This window comes from Streptomyces sp. PR69, from assembly GCF_026420845.1.
Lineage (GTDB): Bacteria > Actinomycetota > Actinomycetes > Streptomycetales > Streptomycetaceae > Streptomyces.
The window spans coordinates 16,766-38,594 of sequence record NZ_JAOWCB010000026.1; the positions used below are offsets into that span (position 1 = coordinate 16,766).

A 21,829-nucleotide genomic window follows, 5' to 3' on the forward strand; every position below is an offset into this window, starting at 1 on the left:
GAGCAAGAGCAACGTGAGCGGCAAGGGCGCACCCGAACTGTCCGTACGCAACTGCGGCGACCTGCGGGTCGCGGTGATCGCGGCACAGTGGCACGAGAAAGTGATGGACGGACTGGTCGACGGCGCCCTGCGCGCCCTGCACGAGCTGGGCATCGACGAGCCCACGCTGCTGCGCGTCCCGGGCAGCTTCGAGCTGCCCGTCGTCGCCAAGGTGCTGGCCGGCCGCGGCTATGACGCGGTCGTGGCCCTCGGCGTCGTCATCCGCGGCGGCACCCCGCACTTCGACTATGTGTGCCAGGGCGTTGCCCAGGGCCTCACACAGGTCAGCGTGGACACCGGCGTCCCCGTCGGCTTCGGCGTGCTGACCTGCGACACCGAGGAGCAGGCGCTGGACCGTGCGGGCCTTGAGGGCTCCAGTGAGGACAAGGGCCATGAGGCGGTCACCGCCGCCGTGGCCACCGCGGCCACCCTGCGTTCAGTATCTGAACCCTGGCGCTGAGGCGCCGGGGTTTCCGCGTAGGGTGGGAGCACCATGTCCAAGAAGACGTTCGAGGAGCTCTTCACCGAGCTCCAGCACAAGGCCGCCCATGGCGACCCCGCCACCTCCCGCACCGCCGAGCTGGTCGACAAGGGCGTCCATGCCATCGGCAAGAAGGTCGTCGAAGAGGCCGCCGAAGTGTGGATGGCCGCCGAGTACGAGGGCAAGGAGGCAGCGGCCGAGGAGATCTCGCAGCTCCTCTACCACGTCCAGGTGATGATGGTCGCCCGCGGAATCTCCCTCGACGACGTCTACGCCCACCTGTGAAACACCCCGCCCTCACGTCTTAAGTCCCGCATCACCCCACTGAAGAGCAAAGGAAGCCCGTCTCATGTTGCGCATCGCCGTCCCCAACAAGGGTTCACTGTCCGGACCTGCGTCGGCGATGCTCCATGAGGCGGGCTATCAGCAGCGCAAGGAGTCCAAGGAACTCGTCCTGGTCGACCCGGAGAACGAGGTCGAGTTCTTCTATCTCCGCCCCCGCGACATCGCGATCTACGTCAGCTCCGGCAAGCTCGACATCGGCATCACCGGCCGCGATCTGCTGCTGGACTCCGGCGCCAACGCGGAGGAGATCCTGCAGCTTGGCTTCGCCCGCTCGACCTTCCGCTACGCCGCCAAGCCGGGCACGGCGAAGGGCCCGGCGGACTTCGGCGGGATGACGATCGCCACCTCCTACGAGGGCATCGTCGCCAAGCACCTCGCCGACCAGGGCATCGACGCCTCCGTCGTCCACCTCGACGGAGCGGTCGAGACCGCCATCGAGCTGGGCGTCGCCCAGGTCATCGCGGACGTCGTGGAGACCGGCACCAGCCTGCGCAACGCGGGCCTGGAGATCGTCGGCGAGCCGATCCTCACCTCCGAGGCGGTCGTCATCCGGCGCACCGGCGCCGATGCCGAGAACCCCCAGGTGCAGCAGTTCCTGCGCCGCCTCCAGGGCGTCCTGGTCGCCCGCAGCTACGTGATGATGGACTACGACTGCCGGGTCGAGGACCTGGAGAAGGCCGTCGCCCTGACCCCCGGTCTGGAGTCCCCGACGATCTCCCCGCTGCACCACGAGGGCTGGGTCGCGGTGCGCTCCATGGTCGAGGCGAAGGAGGCGCAGCGGATCATGGACGATCTGTATGCGCTGGGCGCCCGGGCCATCCTCACCACGGCCATCCACGCCTGCCGTCTCTGACCGACCGTCCCCGGTTCCGGCGGCCGTCCCTCCGCGGCCGCCGGGCCGCTCACCCCAGGATGCCCCCGACGCCATGACCGCCGCCGCCTCCGACCCCCGCACCCCCGCGCTCCCGGTCACCTTCCGGCCGACCCGCACCCGTGTCGTCCTGCTCTCCGTGGGCGCGGTCATGTTCGCGGTCATCACCGCCGTCGCCGTGACGCTGGAGCGCCTCAACCCGGGGGAGCGGGTCAGCTTCATCGTCACCGCGCTGCTCTTCTTCGGCGTGCTGGCGCTGCTCAGCCGGCCCAAGGTCGTCGCCGACGAGACGGGCGTCACCGTCGTCAACCTCACCCGGACGCGCCGCCTCGACTGGGCGGAGATCCTCCGGGTCAATCTGCGGCCCGGCGACCCCTGGGTCTTCCTGGACCTCAGCGACGGCACCAGCCTGCCCGCCCTCGGCATCCAGCCCGGCATCGCCAAGAAGCAGGCCATCCGCGACGCACGCGCACTGCGTGCCCTGGCTGAGGAACGCGGCACAAGCCAGGACGGCGCCGGCGCATAGCCGAGGCTCCGCCCCAGACCCCGCGCGGGGGGCTCCGCCCCCGGCCCCCGGTACGGCCTTCGGCCGTGTCCTCAAGCGCCGGACGGGCTGGAAAATCCAGCCCGTCCGGCGCTTGAGGACAAAATGAGCCCCGCCTGGGGTCCCCCCGGACGGAGTCTGGGGGAGATTGAGGCGCGGGGGTCCGGGGCGGAGCCCCCGGGTTACGGGGCCTGTGGGCCCCGGCCCGAGAGCACCTCGCCATACGCCTGCATCAGATCCGGCAGCCGCAGCGTCGCCAGATCCTCACGCGTCGGCGTGCCCGCATACCCGGACAGCCGCAGATCCCGATAGGCGCAGCTCTTCTCGTACAGGGTGCGCAGAAACCGGCCGTTGCCCAGTTCGTCGATCCAGCCCTGGTCGACCACATGGCCGCTGATGGAGCGCAGCTCGTCGACCGCCTCCTCGTCCCACACATCACCGCTCTCCGCCGCCAGCACCTGGCCGATCGCGGTCAGTTCGAGGGGGCGGTACGAAGGGAAGTCCACGCGGGTCGTGAAGCGGGACGACAGCCCCGGGTTGGCGGCCAGCAGCCGGTCCATGCCCTCCGGATAGCCGGCCAGGATGACCACCAGGTGGTCGCGGTTGTCCTCGGCCCGCTTGAGGAGGACCTGGAGCGCCTCGTCGCCGTAGGCGTCCCCCTTGCTGTAGCCGGAGTTGGACAGGCTGTACGCCTCGTCCACGAACAGCACCCCGCCCAGCGCCGAGTCGATCAGCTCATTGGCCTTCACCGCCGTCTGGCCGAGGAACTCGCCCACCAGATCGGCCCGCTGGGCCTCCACCAGATGGTCGCCGTGCAGCAGCCCGAGGGCGTAGAAGACCCGGCCGAGAATCCGCGCTACCGTGGTCTTGCCGGTGCCGGAGGGACCGGAGAAGACAAAGTGACGTTTCGGCGGCTGGACGGGAAGCCCCTGCCCCGCCCGGAGCCGCGCCATCCTCAACTGTGCCGACAACGCCTTGACCTGGCGCTTCACCGGCTCCAGACCGACCATCCGCTCCAGCTCCGCCAGTGCCTGTTCCAGCGCCAGCGGGTCGGTGGGCCCGGCCGGGAACGGCGGGGGAGCGGGCTGCTGCGGCACGGTCGCCCTGCGGTGTAATCCGGAGGCGGCGTCGGGCGGGGGCGCCCCCGGCAGCGGCGGCTGTGCGTCCGGCCCCGGCCTGGCCTCGGCCGGGAGCGACTCGCCCTCCGACTGTGTCTCCGGCAGGTCCGGGCCGATCCCCGTCAGCGACACGCTGGCCAGCCCGGCGGGTCCGGCGTAGGCGTTGAAGGCGTCGGCCCCGTCGACCCCGTCGATGCCGGCGTCGTACTCCGCGATCGCGGCGAGCCGGGCGGAGGTGTCCATGAACGCGGGGTCGATCTTGTGCACGGCGCGGTACAGCGGAAGCGCCGCCGCGCTGCGGCCCGTGCCCTCGTGCGCCCGGGCCAGCCAGTACCGCAGCTCCTTGCGCTGCGGCTGCTCGCTGCGGCAGCGCATCAGCGCGGCCGAGAGCAGCGGCTCCGCCTGACCGTACATCTCCAGCCTGACCCGGGCCATCCCGCCGAACAGCCCGGCCTCGATGCCCAGCACGGGATCGTCGACCAGCGGCTCCGTATGGCGTACGAGCTGCTCCCAGTCCTTGACCAGATAGGCCCGGCAGGCGTGCAGAAAGCGCACCTGGGGGTCGGCGTCGACGGGCGGGAGCGCGGCGAGCGCCCGGTCAAGCTCCGGGACATGGCGGCCGTCGAGCCAGTGCGAGGCATGGGCGAGCAGCAGATCGCGGGGGCTCTCCAGCACGGGCTGCACCCACCAGCCCAGCCAGTACCAGGAGTTCAGGGTGCGGCGGTGGCGGGTGCGCTGCTCGCCGAAGCGGTCACGGGCGCCGTACATGCGCAGCAGCGCGGTGGCGGTGTCGATGCGCAGGGCGTGCAGCCCGAGCCAGCCGTCCGCCATCTGGGGGTCCAGCCGCACGGCGGTCCGGAACTCCTCCTCGGCCTGCGGATAGGCGCCCATCGTGTAGGCGTCGACTCCCCGCACCCAGGCGAGGTCGGCGGGGGCGTGCACGCCTTGAGTGCCGCTGTCCATAGGGCTGCCCATATCCCCCCACAAACTGTGCACCGGATCTCGTCCCGCCGGGCGGGGGCCCGTCGGCCGAGTGCTGAACCACCCTGCCGTGGAGGGGACTTCACCCCGCCGGGGTGCATCGTACCTGCGCAAAGGGCGCGCCACGAAGACCGCCGCGACCGATCCGGTGAAGGTGACCCAGGGTGAACGAATCGGGTGAACGGAGCAGGGGGGGGCGGAGGGGGACACGTGCCAGGGCAGAACGAAGCCCCCGGTCACGGGGGAACAACCGGGGGCTTCGCGTACGCGGCGGCTTCGGAAAGCCGCACATTGAGAACGTAAGACCTCTGCGCCCTCCCGGTCAAGCAGGGTTGAGGCACACTCGAGCCATCGTTTCCGGCCGCTCAGCGCACCCGATGGGATTCATCACCCAGTGTGACGACATGGTGCGATCGTGCTGACGTCACAGGTCCCGGCAGCCACTCGTAACCCTCACGGCGCTCATGAATCAGCGCATCGGCGAACGGCCGCGAGGGGTCGCCGGCGAAATGGCGGGTCTCCGCCACGGTCCACTCGTCCCAGAAGGCGGAAAGTCCGCTTCCGTCCCGCTGTCGGCCGCGCTCCCAGGACCTCTCCGGCCCGCGCTCCATCCACAACAGCCGGGCGAGGTACGGGCGGAGCGCACGCCGCCCCGCCCCCACCCCCTCGACGATCACGACGGGCGCGGCGGGCAGCGGCTGCGATGTGCAAAAGCGCCGTCGGATCCAGTCGTACGGGGCATAGTGCGCGCACTCCCCGCGGGAGAACGGGCCGATCACCGCCTCCAGCAGCCGCTCGGTCCAGGAGAACAGCTCCTCGTGGGTGGCGAGGTCGTCGAGGTGCAGCACAGGCGCCGCGGCGGCATTCTCGTCGGCGGCCGGGCCGAGGGCCGTGGCCAGATGCGCGGCGAAGGTGCTCTTGCCCGACCCGGCGTGCCCGTCCACGGCGATCAGCCGCACCGGCCCGCAGGAGGGGGCCAGGCGGTGCAGCTCAGCCGCGAGCCGGGGGGTCTCGTCCATGCCGCCACCCTAAGCGGGAGAGCGAAAACGCGACGCGTCGCGCGGCTTCTGGCAGAAGTGCGTCCGCACCCCGGATAGTTGTGCCACTGACGTGCACCTGACCTCTGCACCCGCTTCCTGGGGGAGCCATGACCGGACACGCATCCCGACGTACCGTGCTCAGCGCCGCCGCGGCGGCCGGGGCCGGGGCCCTGCCGCTGGCCTCGGCGGCGCCTGAGGCCGCGGCTGCCGAGGCCACGGGTCCCGCGGCCGCCGCGCAGCGGACCGCCGCGCGGGGAGGCCGGCCGCCGCACCCCGCGCCGCTGATCGACAACCGCTTCTGGAGCTCGTACACCGACTGGCGCTGCGGCGAGCAGGCCGGCACCCGCCCGGTCGGCGGCCGCCGGCCCGGGCTCGTCATCGCCGCCCCCGCGGGCCGCACGGAGTACGCCGACCCGCACACCGGGCGGACCTCCCTGTGGGAGTACGCCACCTGGACCTCCCCGGTCCACCGCTCCCGCGTCCCCGCGACCGAGGTGATCGCCTCGTGGAACGCCGACACCCCGGCCGGCACCTGGATCGGGATCGAGCTGCGCGGACGCTACTCCGACGGCGGTCTGACACCCTGGTTCACCATGGGCCGGTGGGCAGCGGGCGACGGAGACATCCGCCGTACCTCGGTCGACGGCCAGAGCGACGGCAGGGCGACCGTCTGGACGGACACCTTCGCCGTCGACGACCCGGCGAGCGGGCTGCGCCTGGAGTCGTACCGGCTCCGGATCACGCTCTTCCGCGCCCCCGGCACCCGTCTGACACCCGTCGTCCGGCGGCTGGGCGCCATGGCCTCCGACATCCCGGACCGCTTTGGAGTCCCGGAGTCCCGGCCGTGCGTCGCCCGGGAGCTGCGGGTGCCCCGGTACTCGCAGAACATCCACATCGGCCGGTACCCGGAGTACGACAACGGCGGCGAGGCCTGGTGCAGCCCCACCTCCTCCCAGATGATCATCGAGTACTGGGGCCGCAGGCCCACGGCCGAGGACCTCGCGTGGGTGAACCCGGACTTCGACGACCCCCAGGTCTGCCACGCCGCCCGGTTCACCTACGACTACCAGTACGAAGGCTGCGGCAACTGGCCCTTCAACGCCGCCTACGCGGCCTCCTACCGGGATATGAGCGCCGTCGTCACCCGGCTGCACACGCTGACCGACGTCGAGACCCTGATCCGGGCCGGCATCCCGGTGATCACTTCCCAGTCCTTCCGGGAGGAGGAGCTGACCGGCGCGGGCTATGGCACGGCCGGGCATCTGATGACGGTCATCGGCTTCACCGAGACGGGCGACGTGATCGCCAATGACCCGGCGTCGCCGGGCAACGAGGCCGTGCGCCGGGTCTACCGCCGCGCCGAGTGGGAGAAGATCTGGCTGCGCACCAAGCGCCACAACGCCGAAGGAAAGGTGGTCTCCGGCACCGGAGGCGTCTGCTACGTCTACTGGCCGGCCTTCCCCGGCCCCGCCCAGCGTCACGCCCTGGCGGCCGTCGGCATCCGCTGAGCGGTCCGCGGCCCGCGGCTGCGGTCGGCCGCTGTCCACAGCCCGTGACGGAAGTCCGCTGATCGGGCATACTCAACGCGCCACAGCCGCCGCCGAGCCACTTCCGCGACCCGGAGGGGCAGCATCGGCCTGGCAGAGAGACCCGGCGGCGCGCCCTCACCCTCAGTGCGCGTCCGCCGCCGCGCCCGACAGGGAGGAGAGCGCCGCAATGTCCGACCGCGCCCCGCAGCCGGTGGAACGTCAGCTGCCCACGGAGGAGTCCAGGGATCTGATCGCCCTGGTACGCGACATCGCCCAGCGGGAGATCGCTCCCCGGGCGGCTGAGGAGGAGGACGCCGGCCGCTTCCCGCGCGAGATTTTCTCCCTGCTGTCCGAGTCCGGGCTGCTCGGCCTTCCGTACGACTCCGAGTACGGCGGCGGCGACCAGCCGTACGAGGTCTATCTCCAGGTGCTCGAAGAGCTGGCCGCCGCCCGCCTCACCGTCGGCCTCGGCGTCAGCGTGCACTCCCTGTCCTGCCACGCCCTGGCCGGATACGGCAGCAAGGAGCAGCAGACCGAGCATCTGCCCGCCATGCTGGGCGGCGGGCTGCTCGGCGCGTACTGCCTCTCCGAGCCCGCGTCCGGTTCGGACGCCGCCAGCCTGCGCACCAAGGCCGTGCGCGACGGCGACGACTGGGTCATCACCGGCGCCAAGGCGTGGATCACCCACGGCGGCGTCGCCGACTTCTACACGGTCATGGCCCGCACCGGCCAGGAGGGCGCCCGCGGCATCACGGCGTTCCTGGTGCCGGGCGACGCGCCGGGTCTGAGCGCGGGGGCCCCGGAGAAGAAGATGGGCATGAAGGGATCGCCCACCGCCCTGGTCAACTTCGACGGGGTCCGCATCCCCGACACCCGGCGGATCGGCGAGGAGGGGCAGGGCTTCTCGATCGCCCTCTCCGCCCTTGACTCGGGCCGCCTCGGCATCGCGGCCTGCGCCGTCGGCGTGGCCCAGGCCGCGCTGGACGAGGCAGTCTCCTACGCCACCGGCAGACAGCAGTTCGGCCGGCCCATCGCGGACTTCCAGGGCCTGCGCTTTATGCTCGCCGACATGGCCACCCGCATCGAGGCGGGCCGCGCCCTGTATCTGACCGCAGCTAGGCGGCGCGACGCCGGGCTGCCCTTCTCCCAGCAGGCGGCGATGGCCAAGCTGTTCTGCACGGACGCCGCCATGAGCGTCACCACCGATGCGGTCCAGGTGCTCGGCGGATACGGCTACACACAGGACTTCCCGGTCGAGCGTCTGATGCGCGAGGCCAAAGTGCTGCAGATCGTCGAGGGCACCAACCAGATTCAGCGCATGGTCATCGCCCGCCATCTGGCCGGGCCGGAGAGCCGCTGATCCGCCCGCTCCACCGCGGGGGCGTCGCAAGCCTGCTCCACTCGGGGTCGCGACGCCCCGGCACGGCCCTGCCCTGGCTCGCCCACAGCCGCAGCAGCTCCGCATAGATGGGCGGATCGGGCGGCCGCGGATGGACGGCCGGGTGACGAAGCGATTCTTCGGCAGCTGCGCGGTGCGCCGGGGCCGGGGCGGGCGCGGCGCTCATCGGTGTGGCTCTGGTGTGACCGGTCGCGGAGTACAGCAGGGTCATATCGGGCCAACGCCCGGCATCCGGGGCGGGTTACCGGAGGTGCGAACCGAGTGCCAGTTCGCACTGTACCCGGCATGGCGGCCGACGTCGCCGCGCGCCGTGGTGCACAGGGGGGCGTCCGGCCTCTGGCGCCCTCAAGATTTCTGACTTACCGTCAGACGCCCCTGCCGCGCCGGAAGGTCACAGGAGGCCGCCCGTGCCCGACGACCGCCCCGTACCCCTGGACGAATACCCGGTCCACCAGGTGCCCCTGTCCATGAAGCATGTGGCCACCGGCGACCGCAACGCATACGACCGCTGCATCTTCCAGATCTTCGACCACAACGGCCGGGCACTGCTCATCACGGGCCTGGGGGTCTACCCCAACACCGGGGTCATCGACGCCTTCGCCACACTGCGCCTCGGCGACCGGCTGCACTGCGTACGGGCCTCCGACGCGCTGGCCGACGACCGGATGAACCTCGCCGTCGGCCCTCTTCGCATTGCTGTCGACAAGCCGCTGCACCGGCTGAGACTGACCTGCGAGCCGGACCCGGACGACCCGCGGGGCCTCGCGTACGACCTGGTCTGGACGGCGGACTTCCCGGCGCTGTGGGAACCGCACCACATCCAGCGCCGGGACGGCAGGCTGACGCTCGAAGGCCGGCGCTTCGTCCAGGCGGGCCGATGCGCGGGCGTCATCTCGGTCGCGGGTGAGGAGCTGACCGTCTCCGAGGGCCGGTGGACCGGCACCCGCGACCGGAGCTGGGGCGTGCGCCCGATCCCCGGAGAGGAGCCCGGACGCGCCGCGGAGTCGGCGCCCGAGGGCTTCCACTGGATCTGGATGCCCGTCCGCTTCGACGACCGCTTCCTGATGGTCGTCGTTCAGGAGGACGCCGACGGATACCGCACACTCAACGACGCCGTGCTCGTGCGGGACGGCGGGGTCCGCGATGTACAGCTCGGCTGGCCGCGCGCGGGCATCTCCTACCGCCCGGGCACCCGCAGCCCCGACCATGCCGTGATCCGGCTGGACGGCCCGGCGGGCGATCCCCTCGACGCCCGCGTCGAGATCCTCGCCTCCTCGCCCCTCGCCGTGGGGGCCGGGTATCCGCCCGCCGCCGACTGGCAGCACGGCACCTGGCAGGGGCGGGACTGGACCGACCGCCGCAGCTACGACGTCTCCGACCCCTTCGACCCCTCCGTGCATCCGATGGCCGCCTACGGCGTCACCGACCACTCCGCCCGGGTCGTCTTCGACGGCCGGACCGGCTACGGCATCTTCGAACACGGCTCGTTCGGCCGCCATGACCCGAGCGGCTTCACCGGCTATGACTCCGTCGCGCCCTGACACCCCCGTCCCCACGACCTCCCCCCGCGAGGAGCACGCCATGGCCACGGCGCCACGTCCCCGCACCACCACCCGCGACCCGGAAGAGCTGGGCCAGAGGCTCACCCGGTGGCTCTCCGCCCGGCTGCCCGGCGCCCGGGTCACCGGACTGTCCGCCCCCGAGGCCAACGGCATGTCCAGCGAGACCCTGCTCTTCGACATCGAGCACCCCCGGCCGCCCCTGCGGTCCTGCGCGCTGCGCCTGGCCGCCGACCCGGACGCGTACACGGTCTTCCCCGTGTACGACATGCGGCGGCAGTACGAGACCATGCGGGACGTCGCCCGCCACACCGATGTGCCTGTGCCGCGCGTGCTGTGGCTGGAAGAGGACCCGGGACCGCTCGGTGCGCCCTTCTTTGTGATGGAACGCGTCGCCGGGCGTGTCCCGCCGGACGTCATGCCGTACACCTACGAGGGCAGTTGGCTGCACGCCGCGTCGGACGCCGAGCGGGCGAGGCTCGAAGAAGGGACGCTCAGCCTCCTCGCCCGGCTGCACGACCAGTTCCCCGTGGAGCACGCGGCACCCGGAGCGGACAGCGCGCTGCACCGCCATGTCGAGGGCCAACGCGCCTACTACGCCTGGGTCGTGGACGGTCTGCCGCCCTCGCCGCTGATCGAGTCGGCCTTCGAGTGGCTGGCGGACCACTGGCCGGCGGACCCCGGCCCGTCCGTGCTGAACTGGGGCGACGCCCGCATCGGCAATGTGATCTACGACGGCTTTGCACCGGCGGCCGTGCTGGACTGGGAGATGGCGGCATACGCCCCGCGCGAGGTCGACCTCGGCTGGACCGTCTATCTGCACCGCTTCTTCCAGGACCTGACGGTCGCCTTCGGCCAGCGGGGGCTGCCCGAACTGCTCCGCCGCGACAGGGTCGAGCGCAGATACGCGGAGCTGACCGGTCACACCCCGCGCGATATGGACTTCTACACCCTCTACGCGGCGCTGCGCCATGCGATCGTCATGCTCAGGGTGGCCTACCGGCAGATCCATTTCGGTGAGATCGAGCCCCCCGCGAACCCGGACAGCCTGATCCTGCACCATGCGGCTCTCGCCGCGATGGTGCAGGGAGCCTACTGGTGACCGGCTGAGCGGGGAGCGCGGTCAGGCCGCGCGGCGCTGCCGCGGCGTCACCGGGGCCTTCAGCGGGCGCGAACCGGGCCCGCCCACATGGGAGAAGGGCTGTGTCCGCCAGTCGAGGCCCTGAGGAAGCGTCAGCAGCAGGGCCGTGTCCTGCTCCTGGGCCCCGCGCGTGTCGTCCGCGGGATGGGCCTCGGACGCCGCGCGCCCGGTGCCCGCGCACACCGTCAACCCGAACGGGTTCCACGGAGTGGGGCACAGCGCATGCTCCGGAAGGGCGTCCTCGTCCGCCAGCAGCGCGATCGGCTGGGCGCAGTCCGGGCAGATCACCCGGTACATCTCGTAGGTGTCGTAGGCGTCGGCGTCCGGCTCGCCCTGGTCCAGCTGCTCATGCGGATCGATGCGATCGAGAGGACCGCCCGGATCAACAGGCTCCGGTTCGGTGCGTCCGGTGTTCTCGGTGCTCTGCATGGAGAATCTCCCCCTCACGTGGGCCGATCGGGCACATGCGGCCTCGGCCACAGCAAGCAATTCCCCTCGCGCCAGGCAGGTAACCGTCGGGTCACGATCCACTCGACGGGCGAGCTGTGGCATTCGTCACATGCCTGGCGCAGATGCCGCCGCGCGGGCGCGTCCGGGCCGGACGGCGGCCCCCGGAGTGCTCCGCGGGCGACCGCCGACGCGTTCCGACTGTGCCGGAACGCGTCCGGGGCAATAGGTTGATCCGCATGGAGGAGCTGGATCGCCAGATCGTTGAATTGCTCGTCAAGGACGGGCGTATGAGCTACACGGACCTGGGCAAGGCCACCGGCCTGTCCACCTCGGCCGTGCACCAGCGCGTACGCCGCCTGGAGCAGCGCGGAGTCATCCGCGGCTATGCCGCCGTCGTCGACCCCGAGGCCGTGGGGCTGCCGCTGACCGCGTTCATCTCGGTCAAACCCTTCGACCCCAGCGCCCCCGACGACATCGCGGACCGGCTGGCCGGCGTCCCCGAGATCGAGGCCTGCCACAGCGTGGCCGGGGACGAGAACTACATCCTCAAGGTGAGGGTGTCGACCCCGCACGAGCTGGAGAACCTCCTCACCCGCATCCGCTCGCTCTCCGGCGTCTCCACGCGCACCACGGTCGTGCTGTCCACGCCGTATGAGGCGCGACCGCCCCGGATTTAGCGCGGCCGGCCGGGCGGGGCCGCGGTGTCGGGGTTCCCGTAACTGGGGGCTTAAGCCCCCAGACCCCCCTCCGGGGGGAGGGGCTGCGGGGCTGGCGCGCCCCGCGCCCCCTGGCGGGCGGCAGCTTCGCGCCGCCGCCCCCGGCACGGCCTGAAGGCCGTGTCCTCCAACTCCCCAGCTACCTCCCCCACCTCCGTCCGGGAGTACCCCCACGGAGGTGCACCCAACAGGCTTGATTTGGCTCCAGCCCCGCCAGCGTTGGACGCGCGCATTCAGCCCCACCGGTGCTTGGGGGCGAGAGTCAGAAACCCAGCCTCGCCAGCATCGGACGCGCACATTCAGCCTCGCCGGCGATCCGAGGGGCGAGGGCCAGAATCCAGCCCCGCCGGCGTTTGAGGCGCGGGGTCCGGGGGCGGAGCCCCCGGGAAACGGCCCGCCGCAGGCGGTGGCCCGCCCGATCTCTAGGCTGGCTCCATGACTGCCGAACGTCCCGCCCCCGCCCCCGAGGGCGACCCGCACGCACACCGCACCGTGCTGCTGCGCCGCGGAGAAGTCCACAGCCCCGCCGACCCCTTCGCCACCGCGATGGTCGTGGAGAAGGGGCATATCGCCTGGGTGGGCTCCGAAGGCGCCGCCGACGCCTTCGCCTCCGGAGCCGACGAGGTGGTCGACCTCGAAGGGGCCCTGGTCACTCCGGCGTTCACCGACGCACATGTGCACACCACGAGCACCGGTCTTGCGCTGACCGGGCTCGATCTGTCGGCCGCCCGCAGTCTGAGCGAGGCGCTGGCGCTGCTGCGGGCCCACAGCGCCGCCCACCCCGAGCACCGGGTTCTCCTCGGACACGGCTGGGACGCGTCGCGCTGGCCCGAGCAGCGGCCGCCTTCCCGCCTGGAACTCGACCAGGCCGCCGGCGGACGGCCGGCGTATCTGCCCCGCGTGGACGTCCACTCGGCGGTCGTCACGAGCGCGCTGCTCGACCTCGTTCCCGGCGTCGCCGGCCTCGACGGATACCACCCCGACGGCCCGCTCACCCGCGCCGCCCACCACGCCGTGCGGGCCGCCGCCCACGGCGCGGTCACCCCGGCGCAGCGCGCCGCCGCCCAGCGTGCGGCACTCGCCCGCGCGGCCTCCCTCGGCATCGGCACCGTCCATGAGTGCGCGGGCCCGGACATCAGCGACGAGGGCGACTTCACCGCGCTGCTGGCTCTCGCGGCGGCGGAGCCCGGCCCGCGCGTCCTCGGCTACTGGGCCGAGGAGGTCGCATCCGCGAAGGACGCCCAGCGCATTCGCGAGCTGGGCGCGATCGGCGCGGCCGGAGACCTCTTCGTCGACGGCGCCCTCGGCTCGCACACGGCCTGTCTGCACGAGCCGTACGCCGACGCCCCGCACACCGGCGCCGCGTACCTCGACGCGGCGGCCGTGGCCGCGCATGTGACGGCCTGCACCGAGGCCGGGCTGCAGGCAGGCTTCCACGCCATCGGCGACGCCGCGCTGAGCGCCGTCGTCGAGGGGGTGCGGGCCGCGTCCCAGCGGCTGGGCCTCGCCCGCGTCCGCGCCGCGCGGCACCGCGTCGAACACGCGGAGATGCTCACCCCCGAGACCGTCGCCGCCTTCGCGGAGCTCGGCCTCACCGCCTCCGTCCAGCCCGCCTTCGACGCGGCCTGGGGCGGCGACTGCGGCATGTATGCCCAGCGCCTGGGGGTGGAGCGGGCCCGCACCCTCAACCCGTACGCGGCGCTGCTGCGCGCCGGAGTTCCGCTCGCCTTCGGCTCCGACAGCCCGGTCACCCCCCTGGACCCCTGGGGAACGGTCCGCGCCGCCGCCTTCCACCACACCCCGGAGCACCGGATCTCCGTGCGTGCCGCGTTCACCGCCCATACGCGCGGCGGCTGGCGGGCCGTCGGCCGGGACGACGCGGGCGTCCTGGTCCCCGGAGCCCCCGCCGACTACGCCGTCTGGCACACCGGGGAGCTCGTGGTGCAGGCCCCCGACGACCGTGTGGCCCGCTGGTCGACCGACCCCCGTTCGGGCACCCCGGGGCTGCCCGATCTCAGCCCCGGCGCCGACCTGCCCGTCTGTCTGCGTACCGTTGTCTTCGGACAAATGGTCTTCGACCGGCTGAATGAGTGACGTGCGGGCATTTCGCACAGTCGCCGACTGCGGGCCCGCGCTCGCCCCGCGACCTGCGGATCTTCGTCGCTGACCTGGTGGCACGGCGCAACACCGCAGGTCGGGGGAGTGTTGACAGCCAGCGCCCACCGGCGGGTAGGTTCGGCCGAGTCCACCACGGGACGTCCGGCCGGCAGACCCCCACGCAGTCGTCGAACGCCGCTGGGCCATGGGGCAGCGCACCGCACCGGGCACTGCCACTGGGAGCCAGGTTCAGCGCCCGCGCCTCGGGGGCGAGGGAAGGTTTCAGCCGGCCGGCAGGTGTGACTCGGGTGGGGCCCGGCGTTCAGTAGACAACGGCTCTCGGTCGATCCGCAGCCAGCGGGTACCAGGTCGGCCCGAAGGACGCCGGGTCCTGGTCCGCAGCCCGGGCACAGGTGCTCGCTATGGTTGGTCTCTGCGTACGAAACAAAGGGGCAGCAGTGACAAACGGTGGTGGGGTTCCCGGGGGAGAAGCCCAGGAGAGGCGGTACACGCCGCTCGGCAAGGCCCTGGTGATCATCCCGACCTACAACGAGGCGGAGAACATCAGGCCGATCGTCGCCCGGGTGCGCGCCGCCGTGCCCGACGCGGACGTCCTCGTCGCCGACGACAACAGCCCCGACGGCACCGGCAAGTTCGCCGACGAGCTCTCCGCCGATGACGAGCAGGTGCATGTGCTGCACCGCAAGGGCAAGGAGGGGCTCGGCGCGGCCTACCTCGCCGGGTTCGAGTGGGGCATCGAGCACGGCTATGACGTGCTGATCGAGATGGACGCGGACGGGTCCCACCAGCCCGAGGAACTGCCCCGGCTGCTCACCGCCCTCAAGGGGGCGGACCTGGTCCTCGGGTCGCGCTGGGTGCCGGGCGGACGGGTCGTCAACTGGCCCAAGTACCGGGAGTTCCTCTCCCGCGGCGGCAGCACCTACTCGCGGCTGGTCCTCGGAGTGCCGATCCGGGACGTCACGGGCGGATTCAGGGCCTTCCGCGCCGACACCCTGAAGGGCCTCGGCCTCGGCGACGTGGCCTCCCAGGGCTACTGCTTCCAGGTCGATCTGGCCCGGCGGGCCGTGGCGGCGGGATTCCACGTCGTGGAGGTCCCGATCACCTTTGTCGAGCGCGAGCTGGGCGACTCCAAGATGAGCCGGGACATCGTCGTCGAGGCGCTGTGGCGGGTCACCGCGTGGGGTGTGACGGGGCGGGCGAATCGTCTCCTCGGCCGTGGCAAGGGCTGATCGCCGGTTCGGCCCCCTCCCAGGCACACTGGGAGCATGACGACCGGCGCACCGACACCGACGGCCCACCGACGTTCCCGCCCCCGCTCCCTGCTCCCCCTCGCCATCGCCGCCTGGCTGGTGCTGGAGATCTGGCTGCTGATGATCGTCGGCCGGGCGGCCGGCGGGCTCACGGTGCTCCTGCTGCTGGTCGGCGGGGCGGTGCTGGGCGCGGCGGTCATGAAGCGGGCGGGCCGCAGGGCGTTCACAGCGCTGACGGAGGCGCTGCAGTCGCATTCTCCGTCTCAGGCTCCGGCAGCAGCTCCGCAGGCCGGCGGCAGCCCGGGCAATGGCTTCCTGATGCTCGCGGGGCTGCTGCTGATGCTGCCGGGGCTGATCTCCGACGCGGCGGGGCTGCTGCTGCTGATCCCGCCGCTGCGGAAGGGGCTGAGCCGGCGTGTGCGGCGGGCGGCGGTGCCGGGGGCGTTCGGTGACGCGTACCAGCAGGCCCGCATCCACCGGCCGGACGGCAAGGTCGTCCCGGGCGAGGTCATCCGTGACACCCCGCCGCCGGACGGGGGCGAGGACACTCCCCGCCCGCCCCTGACGCAGTAACGCCCCGCCCCGGGCACGGGCCTTTCCCACCCACCCGCCCTATGAACACGGGGCTGTGGCCCCACCCCCGCCACCGGCCCGGCGCTCCGCGCGGGCCGGTTCCGCACCGCGGCGGGGGCTGCGTGGCTGGGGCGTGCGTTTGGGGCGGTTGTGTGCTCCGCGCGGGCTGGTCCCGCGCCTCGGTGGGGGCTGCGTGGCTCGGCGTTCCGTGTTGTGTCTGGGGTTTGGGTCGCTCGTCGGGGGTGGTGGGGTCGCTTCGCGCGCCTGTCCGGCTCCTGGCGGGACCTTGTGGCCGGGGCGGACTGCTCGCGCTGGGCGCGTGCCCTTGGCTCTGATCGGGGAGGCGGGGCTTGCTGCGCAGGGCTTGCTCCCGGGTCCCTCTGGGGCGCGTCGGCGTTCTGCGCCCGACGCGGCGTTGGCCCGGCCGCCGGCGGGGGCCGGAGGCCGGATCCCCCGGACATGCCAAAGCCGCGGGGGCGGACCACACCTGATGTGGTCCGCCCCCGCGGCTCGCGGTGCCCTGGAGCTACGCGATCACGCGATCACGCGGACTTCCGGCTGTCCCGCGGATGCACCGCAATATTCATCGCGCCCGACCGCAGGACCGCCAGCCTCTCGGCCAGCACCTCCTCCAGCTCCTCGCGGGTGCGCCGCTCCATGAGCATGTCCCAGTGCGTCCGCGCCGGCTTGCCCTTCTTCTCCTCGGGGCCGTCCCCGTCCACCAGGAGTGCCTGCGCGCCGCACGCCTTGCACTCCCACTCCGGCGGAATCTCCGCCTCAACCGAGAACGGCATCTCGAAACGATGTCCGTTCTGGCATGCGTACTCCACGGCCTGGCGCGGGGCCAGATCGATGCCGCGGTCGGTCTCGTAGCTGGTAACCACGAGCCGCGTGCCGCGGAGAGCTCGCTCACTCATGAATCGTGCCTCCCGGGCTTGTCGCCCACAGGACAGGTGTCGCTGTCGTCGTCATCCGGTCAACGTCCGGTCGGCGGTAAAGATTCCCGTTCCGGGTCATGCGTCGCCCGTCGTGCCGCTGCTTTCCCAATGTATGGGGGTACCCACCAGTGCCCGGTTTGTCACATCTGACAGAAAGTGTCACCCCGTGATTTCACTTCTTCCGCGCGCAGTAACGGTCCGCCTGGCAGGCCAAAGGCGTACACTACCGCCCTTTCACTTCAACGTCTAAATCCGGTCGGGCACCGGATTCCCCGCGGCGGCGGCCGCCTCCCGCACCGGCACCCGCGCCAGCAGCAGGAAGCCGAGGGCGAAGAACACCACCAGGGAGATGATCGCGTCCCGGTAGCTGCCGGTCAGCTGATACGCGAGCCCGAAGACCAGCGGCCCCAGCCAGCTCAGTCCGCGGTCGCTCATCTCGTACGCGGAGAAGTACTCCGCCTCCTTGCCGCGCGGCACCAGATGTGAGAAGAGCGACCGCGACAGCGCCTGGCTGCCGCCGAGGACGAGCCCGATCGCTCCGGCGAGCACGAAGAACCACATCGGCCGTCCGGCGGGCAGAAAGTAGCCGGCGGCGAGGATCAGCGTCCACACCGCCAGCGACCCCAGGATCGTGCGCTTCGCCCCGTAGCTCCGGGCCAGCCGCCCCATCGCGAGCGCGCCCGCCACCGCCAGCACCTGCACCAGCAGCACCGCCGTGATCAGCGTGGTCTGGTCGAGCCCCAGCTCCTCGGAGCCGTAGATGGACGCCTGCGAGATCACCGTCTGGACCCCGTCGTTGTAGACGAGGTACGCCAGCAGGAAGGAGAGGGTGAGCGGATGGCGCCGCATGTCCCGCAGCGTCGCCAGCAGCTGCCGCCAGCCGGAGCCCACCGCGCCCTCGCCGTTCGGCGCGGCCCGCCGGTCGCGCAGCCGGCGCAGCGGCACCAGAGTGAACGCCCCCCACCACACACCGGCCGACGCCAGACAGATCCGCACCGCCTCGGCCTCCGACAGGCCGAAGGATTCATGCCCGGTGTAGAGGGCGAGATTGAGCACCAGGACCAGCGCACCCGACGTATAGCCGAAGGCCCAGCCCCGCGACGAGACCGCGTCCCGCTCGTCGGGCTCCGCGATCTGCGGCAGATAGGCGTTGTAGAGGACCATCGACACCGCGAGCGAGGCATTGGCGACGATCAGCAGCAGCGCGCCCAGCAGATAGCGGTCGCCGTCCAGGAAGAACATGCCCGCGGTTGCCGCCGCCCCCAGGTACGCGGCCGCCGCCAGCAGCGGCTTCTTACGGCCCGAACGGTCGGCCGCCGCACCCGCCAGCGGCATCAGCAGCACCGCCAGCACCACCGACACCGACACCGCGTACGGGAACACCGCCCCGGCGCGCACCGGGATGCCCAGCGGATGGACAAACCCCTCGGCGTCGGCCGCGGCCTTGGCCACCGACGTCAGATACGGCCCGAGGAAGACGGTGAGCACGCTCGTCGAGTAGACGGAGCAGGCGAAGTCGTAGAAGTACCAGCCCCGCTGCTCGCGTATCCGGTCTGCCGGATGGCCTGGCCCGTCCGGGCCGGCCGCCCGGTCCGCGGTGTCCGCAGTCACGCCGCGCCCTCTCGCTCGTCCGTCGTCAGACGTGCGAGCCGGCTCGGACCGTGCGGGCTCAGACCCAGACTCCCCGGTCGGTCAGCACCGTGCGCAGCGTCTCCAGATGATCGGTCATGATGCCATCCACGCCGAGATCAAGCAGCGCCGCCATCCGATCCGCGTCGTTCACCGTCCAGACGTGGACCTGCAGCCCACGGGCGTGCGCCTCGCGGACGAAGCGGCGGTCGACCACCGGAATGCCGTTCTGCGACTGCGGCACCTGCGCGCAGACCGCGCCCAGGCGCACCGCCGCCGGGATGCCCAGCGAACGCAGCCGCAGCCCCAGCACCCCGCGGACCCCGTACGACGTCGCCAGCCGCGGCCCGGCGAGCCGGGCGGCCCTGGCCACCCTCCCCTCGGAGAAGGAGCCCACGCAGACGCGGTCCCAGACGCCGGTCCTGCGGATCAGATCGACGAGCGGCGTCAGCGCCGACTCCGCCTTGAGGTCGACGTTCCAGCGTGCCTCGGGGAACTCCTCCAGCAGCTCCTCGAAGAGCGGCAGCGGCTCCCGGCCCGCCACTCGCGCACGGCGCACCTCGCTCCAGGGGAGGTCCGCGATCCGGCCGCGGGCGTCCGTCACCCGGTCCAGGGTCGGGTCGTGGAACGCGACGAGCCTGCCGTCGGCGGTGGTGTGCACATCCGTCTCGAAGTAGCGGTACCCGGCCGCGGCGGCGCGGCGGAAGGCGGCGGCGGTGTTCTCAAGCCCGTCGGCCGCCCCGCCGCGGTGCGCGAAGGCGAGCGTGGCCGGATGGTCCAGATAGGGATGGCGTACGCGTGTCACCTTCGCAGTATCACCCGCCCCGGTGTCCGGCCGGCGACCACCATGCTGCCTCCGTCCGGTCCGGAGATGGCGAAGACGCGCAGGAAGAGCTGGGCGAGCGGGCCGATCGCCAGTGCGTACGCCACCGTGCCCGCACCCAGCGTCCCCCCGAGCAGGAAACCCGTGGCCACCACCGTCACCTCGACCAGGGTGCGCATCAGCCGGATCGACCGGCCGGTGAGCCGGTGCAGTCCGGTCATCAGGCCGTCGCGCGGCCCCGGCCCGAAGCGGGCGGCGATGTAGAGGCCGGTCGCCGCGCCGTTCAGCACGATCCCCGTGATCATCACGGGGATCTGTACGGGGAGTGTGCGGGCGTCCGGCACGACGGCCAGCGTCGCGTCCATGGCGAGACCGACGACGAAGACGTTCGAGACCGTGCCGAGGCCCGGGCGCTGCCGCAGCGGAATCCAGAGCAGCAGCACCGCGGCGCCCACAATGATCGACACCACGCCGATGGTCAGGCCGGTCAGCTCCGCAAGCCCCTGATGCAGCACGTTCCAGGGCTCAAGCCCGAGCCCCGCACGCACCAGCAGCGCCGAACTCGCCCCGTACAGCGCCAGACCGGCGTACAGCTGGAGCAGTCGGCGGGACAGATGCCTGGACACAGAGCAACCCCCCAGGGTGTCGTCGTGGACTGATGCATGACACCCTGTGGCCATGGAATGAATGCCAGCCATGGCCAATTTCCGGAAGGTGGACTGAATTCCATGACGCAGTGGACCTCGGCGGTGGGGGCGGCGCAGCTCGCCCGACAGCTCGGCGCCCAGCAGCCGCGGCCTGGCGGACCGGGGGCGCGCAAGCTCCCCGCGTACCGCTCGCTGGCCGACGGGATCAGACTGCTCGTCCTCGAAGGCAGGGTGCCCGTCGCCGCCAAGCTGCCCGCCGAGCGGGAGCTGGCGCTCGCCCTCTCCGTGAGCCGTACGACGGTCGCCGCCGCGTACGAGGCGCTGCGCGGCGAGGGCTTCCTTGAGTCCCGCAGGGGCGCGGGCAGCTGGACGGCCGTCCCCGCGGGCAATCCGCTGCCCGCCCGCGGCCTGGAACCGCTGCCCCCGGAGTCCCTCGGCTCGATGATCGACCTGGGCTGCGCCGCGCTGCCCGCGCCCGAGCCATGGCTGACCCGTGCCATCCAGGGGGCGCTGGAGGAACTGCCTCCGTATGCGCACACCCACGGCGACTATCCGGCCGGGCTGCCCGCGCTGCGGCGGATGCTCGCGGACCGCTACACCGAGCGGGGCATTCCGACCATGCCCGAGCAGATCATGGTCACCACGGGCGCCATGGGGGCGATCGACGCCATCTGCCATCTGTTCGCCGGGCGCGGCGAGCGCATCGCCGTCGAATCGCCCAGCTACGCCAATATCCTCCAGCTGATGCGCGAGGCCGGGGCCAGGCTGGTGCCCGTCGCCATGGCGGAGGGGCTGGCGGGCTGGGATCTGCCGCGCTGGCGGCAGGTGCTGCGGGAGGCGGCGCCCCGGCTGGCCTATGTGGTCGCCGACTTCCACAACCCCACGGGCGCGCTGGCAGACGAGGACCAGCGGCGGGCGATGGTGGACGCGGCGCGTTCGGCCGGCACGGTGCTCGTCGTCGACGAGACCATGTCGGAGCTGCATCTCGACGACGGCATCGACATGCCCCGGCCGGTCTGCGCGTTCGACCCGGCGGGCAGCACGGTCCTGACGGTGGGATCGGCCAGCAAGGCGTTCTGGGCGGGCATGCGGATCGGCTGGGTGCGGGCCGCGCCCGATGTGATCCGCTCCCTGGTCGCGGCCCGTGCGTACGCGGATCTCGGCACGCCCGTGCTGGAGCAGCTCGGCGTCAACTGGCTGATGCGGACCGGCGGCTGGGAGCAGGCGGTCGCCGTGCGCAGGACCCAGGCCCGGGAGAACCGGGACGCGCTGGTCGCCGCGGTGCGCCGGGAGCTGCCCGGCTGGGAGTTCCGGGTGCCCCACGGCGGGCTCACCCTCTGGGTCCGCACTGGCGGCCTCTCCGGCTCCCGCCTCGCCGAGGCCGGCGAACGCGTCGGAGTGCGCGTCCCCTCGGGTCCGCGCTTCGGAGTCGACGGCGCGTTCGAGGGGTACGTCCGCCTCCCCTTCACCGTCGGCGGCCCCGTCGCCGACGAGGCGGCGACCCGCCTCGCCGCCGCGGCCCGCCTGGTCGAAACGGGCGCGACGACGGGTGCGGAGTCCCCGCGCACCTTCGTGGCCTGAGACCCCGTGCGCGTCTCCCGGTGTTGGCCGTGCGGCGGCGGGCTGGGCGTGGCTTGG

General features: G+C 72.3%; 20 protein-coding genes. 13 read left to right on the forward strand and 7 right to left on the reverse strand.

The genetic code is table 11. The annotated features are described in order from the left end of the window. Positions 1–13: 13 nt before the first annotated feature. The 4 genes from ribH to OF819_RS22035 all read left to right on the forward strand — a co-directional run bounded on the left by ribH (position 14) and on the right by OF819_RS22035 (position 2,262). Positions 14–499: a 6,7-dimethyl-8-ribityllumazine synthase gene (ribH, locus tag OF819_RS22020; protein ID WP_267245344.1), complete on the forward strand. Its 486-nt coding sequence runs from the start codon at positions 14–16 to the stop codon at positions 497–499. A gap of 33 nt (positions 500–532) precedes the next feature. Continuing rightward, a complete protein-coding gene (locus tag OF819_RS22025) occupies positions 533–805 on the forward strand; it encodes a phosphoribosyl-ATP diphosphatase (protein WP_004990764.1) in 273 nt (90 codons plus the stop codon). A gap of 64 nt (positions 806–869) precedes the next feature. Continuing rightward, positions 870–1,718 carry an ATP phosphoribosyltransferase gene (gene hisG / locus OF819_RS22030; RefSeq protein WP_267245345.1) on the forward strand — a complete coding sequence of 283 codons (849 nt, stop codon included), beginning with the start codon at positions 870–872 and terminating at the stop codon, positions 1,716–1,718. A 73-nt stretch (positions 1,719–1,791) separates the two neighbouring features. Then, positions 1,792–2,262 (forward strand): PH domain-containing protein, encoded by a 471-nt coding sequence (locus tag OF819_RS22035; RefSeq protein WP_267245346.1) that lies wholly within the window; start codon positions 1,792–1,794, stop codon positions 2,260–2,262. 200 nt (positions 2,263–2,462) lie between these two features. On the opposite strand, the gene OF819_RS22040 is transcribed toward OF819_RS22035, so the two are convergent. Continuing rightward, positions 2,463–4,361, reverse strand: coding sequence for an AAA family ATPase (locus OF819_RS22040; RefSeq protein WP_267245347.1), 1,899 nt, complete (start codon positions 4,359–4,361; stop codon positions 2,463–2,465). A gap of 383 nt (positions 4,362–4,744) precedes the next feature. Further along, the gene (locus tag OF819_RS22045; protein WP_267245348.1) at positions 4,745–5,398 is read right to left on the reverse strand and encodes a uridine kinase family protein; all 654 of its coding nucleotides are present in this window, start codon (positions 5,396–5,398) and stop codon (positions 4,745–4,747) included. A 128-nt stretch (positions 5,399–5,526) separates the two neighbouring features. Between OF819_RS22045 and OF819_RS22050 the strand changes: the two genes are divergently transcribed. From OF819_RS22050 to OF819_RS22065, 4 genes are all read left to right on the forward strand, one after another. Then, positions 5,527–6,927 (forward strand): peptidase C39 family protein, encoded by a 1,401-nt coding sequence (locus OF819_RS22050; protein ID WP_267245349.1) that lies wholly within the window; start codon positions 5,527–5,529, stop codon positions 6,925–6,927. Positions 6,928–7,135: 208 nt separating this feature from the next. After that, positions 7,136–8,308 carry an acyl-CoA dehydrogenase family protein gene (locus OF819_RS22055; protein ID WP_267245350.1) on the forward strand — a complete coding sequence of 391 codons (1,173 nt, stop codon included), beginning with the start codon at positions 7,136–7,138 and terminating at the stop codon, positions 8,306–8,308. Between the two features lie 446 nt (positions 8,309–8,754). Further along, positions 8,755–9,888: a hypothetical protein gene (locus OF819_RS22060; RefSeq protein ID WP_267245351.1), complete on the forward strand. Its 1,134-nt coding sequence runs from the start codon at positions 8,755–8,757 to the stop codon at positions 9,886–9,888. 40 nt (positions 9,889–9,928) lie between these two features. After that, positions 9,929–11,008, forward strand: a complete 1,080-nt coding sequence (locus OF819_RS22065) for a phosphotransferase family protein (RefSeq protein ID WP_267245352.1) — start codon at positions 9,929–9,931, stop codon at positions 11,006–11,008. 21 nt (positions 11,009–11,029) lie between these two features. Here OF819_RS22065 and OF819_RS22070 read toward each other — a convergent pair whose 3' ends face one another. Further along, entirely contained in the window at positions 11,030–11,476 is a 447-nt protein-coding gene (locus tag OF819_RS22070; RefSeq protein ID WP_267245353.1) for a hypothetical protein, read from the reverse strand. Between the two features lie 257 nt (positions 11,477–11,733). Here OF819_RS22070 and OF819_RS22075 point away from each other — a divergent pair, with 257 nt between their 5' ends. From OF819_RS22075 to fxsA, 4 genes are all read left to right on the forward strand, one after another. Next, a complete protein-coding gene (locus OF819_RS22075) occupies positions 11,734–12,174 on the forward strand; it encodes an Lrp/AsnC family transcriptional regulator (protein WP_267245354.1) in 441 nt (146 codons plus the stop codon). Between the two features lie 474 nt (positions 12,175–12,648). Further along, the gene (locus tag OF819_RS22080; RefSeq protein WP_267245355.1) at positions 12,649–14,307 is read left to right on the forward strand and encodes an amidohydrolase; all 1,659 of its coding nucleotides are present in this window, start codon (positions 12,649–12,651) and stop codon (positions 14,305–14,307) included. A gap of 461 nt (positions 14,308–14,768) precedes the next feature. Continuing rightward, entirely contained in the window at positions 14,769–15,560 is a 792-nt protein-coding gene (locus OF819_RS22085) for a polyprenol monophosphomannose synthase (RefSeq protein ID WP_267245356.1), read from the forward strand. A gap of 36 nt (positions 15,561–15,596) precedes the next feature. Beyond that, a complete protein-coding gene (fxsA, locus tag OF819_RS22090; RefSeq protein WP_267245357.1) occupies positions 15,597–16,154 on the forward strand; it encodes an FxsA family membrane protein in 558 nt (185 codons plus the stop codon). A 542-nt stretch (positions 16,155–16,696) separates the two neighbouring features. Here the strand turns inward: fxsA and OF819_RS22095 are convergent. The 4 genes from OF819_RS22095 to OF819_RS22110 all read right to left on the reverse strand — a co-directional run bounded on the left by OF819_RS22095 (position 16,697) and on the right by OF819_RS22110 (position 20,224). After that, on the reverse strand, positions 16,697–17,071 hold the full coding sequence (locus tag OF819_RS22095) for an RNA polymerase-binding protein RbpA (protein WP_003959706.1): 375 nt from the start codon (positions 17,069–17,071) through the stop codon (positions 16,697–16,699). Positions 17,072–17,338: 267 nt separating this feature from the next. Further along, positions 17,339–18,703: an MFS transporter gene (locus OF819_RS22100; protein ID WP_416370593.1), complete on the reverse strand. Its 1,365-nt coding sequence runs from the start codon at positions 18,701–18,703 to the stop codon at positions 17,339–17,341. A gap of 58 nt (positions 18,704–18,761) precedes the next feature. Continuing rightward, a complete protein-coding gene (locus OF819_RS22105; protein WP_267245358.1) occupies positions 18,762–19,526 on the reverse strand; it encodes a glycerophosphodiester phosphodiesterase family protein in 765 nt (254 codons plus the stop codon). Beyond that, positions 19,523–20,224, reverse strand: coding sequence for a YczE/YyaS/YitT family protein (locus OF819_RS22110; protein WP_267245386.1), 702 nt, complete (start codon positions 20,222–20,224; stop codon positions 19,523–19,525). The genes OF819_RS22105 and OF819_RS22110 overlap by 4 nt, the downstream gene beginning before the upstream one ends. Positions 20,225–20,272: 48 nt before the next feature. Here OF819_RS22110 and OF819_RS22115 point away from each other — a divergent pair, with 48 nt between their 5' ends. Then, positions 20,273–21,772: a PLP-dependent aminotransferase family protein gene (locus tag OF819_RS22115; RefSeq protein ID WP_267245359.1), complete on the forward strand. Its 1,500-nt coding sequence runs from the start codon at positions 20,273–20,275 to the stop codon at positions 21,770–21,772. The last annotated feature ends 57 nt before the right edge of the window (positions 21,773–21,829 follow it).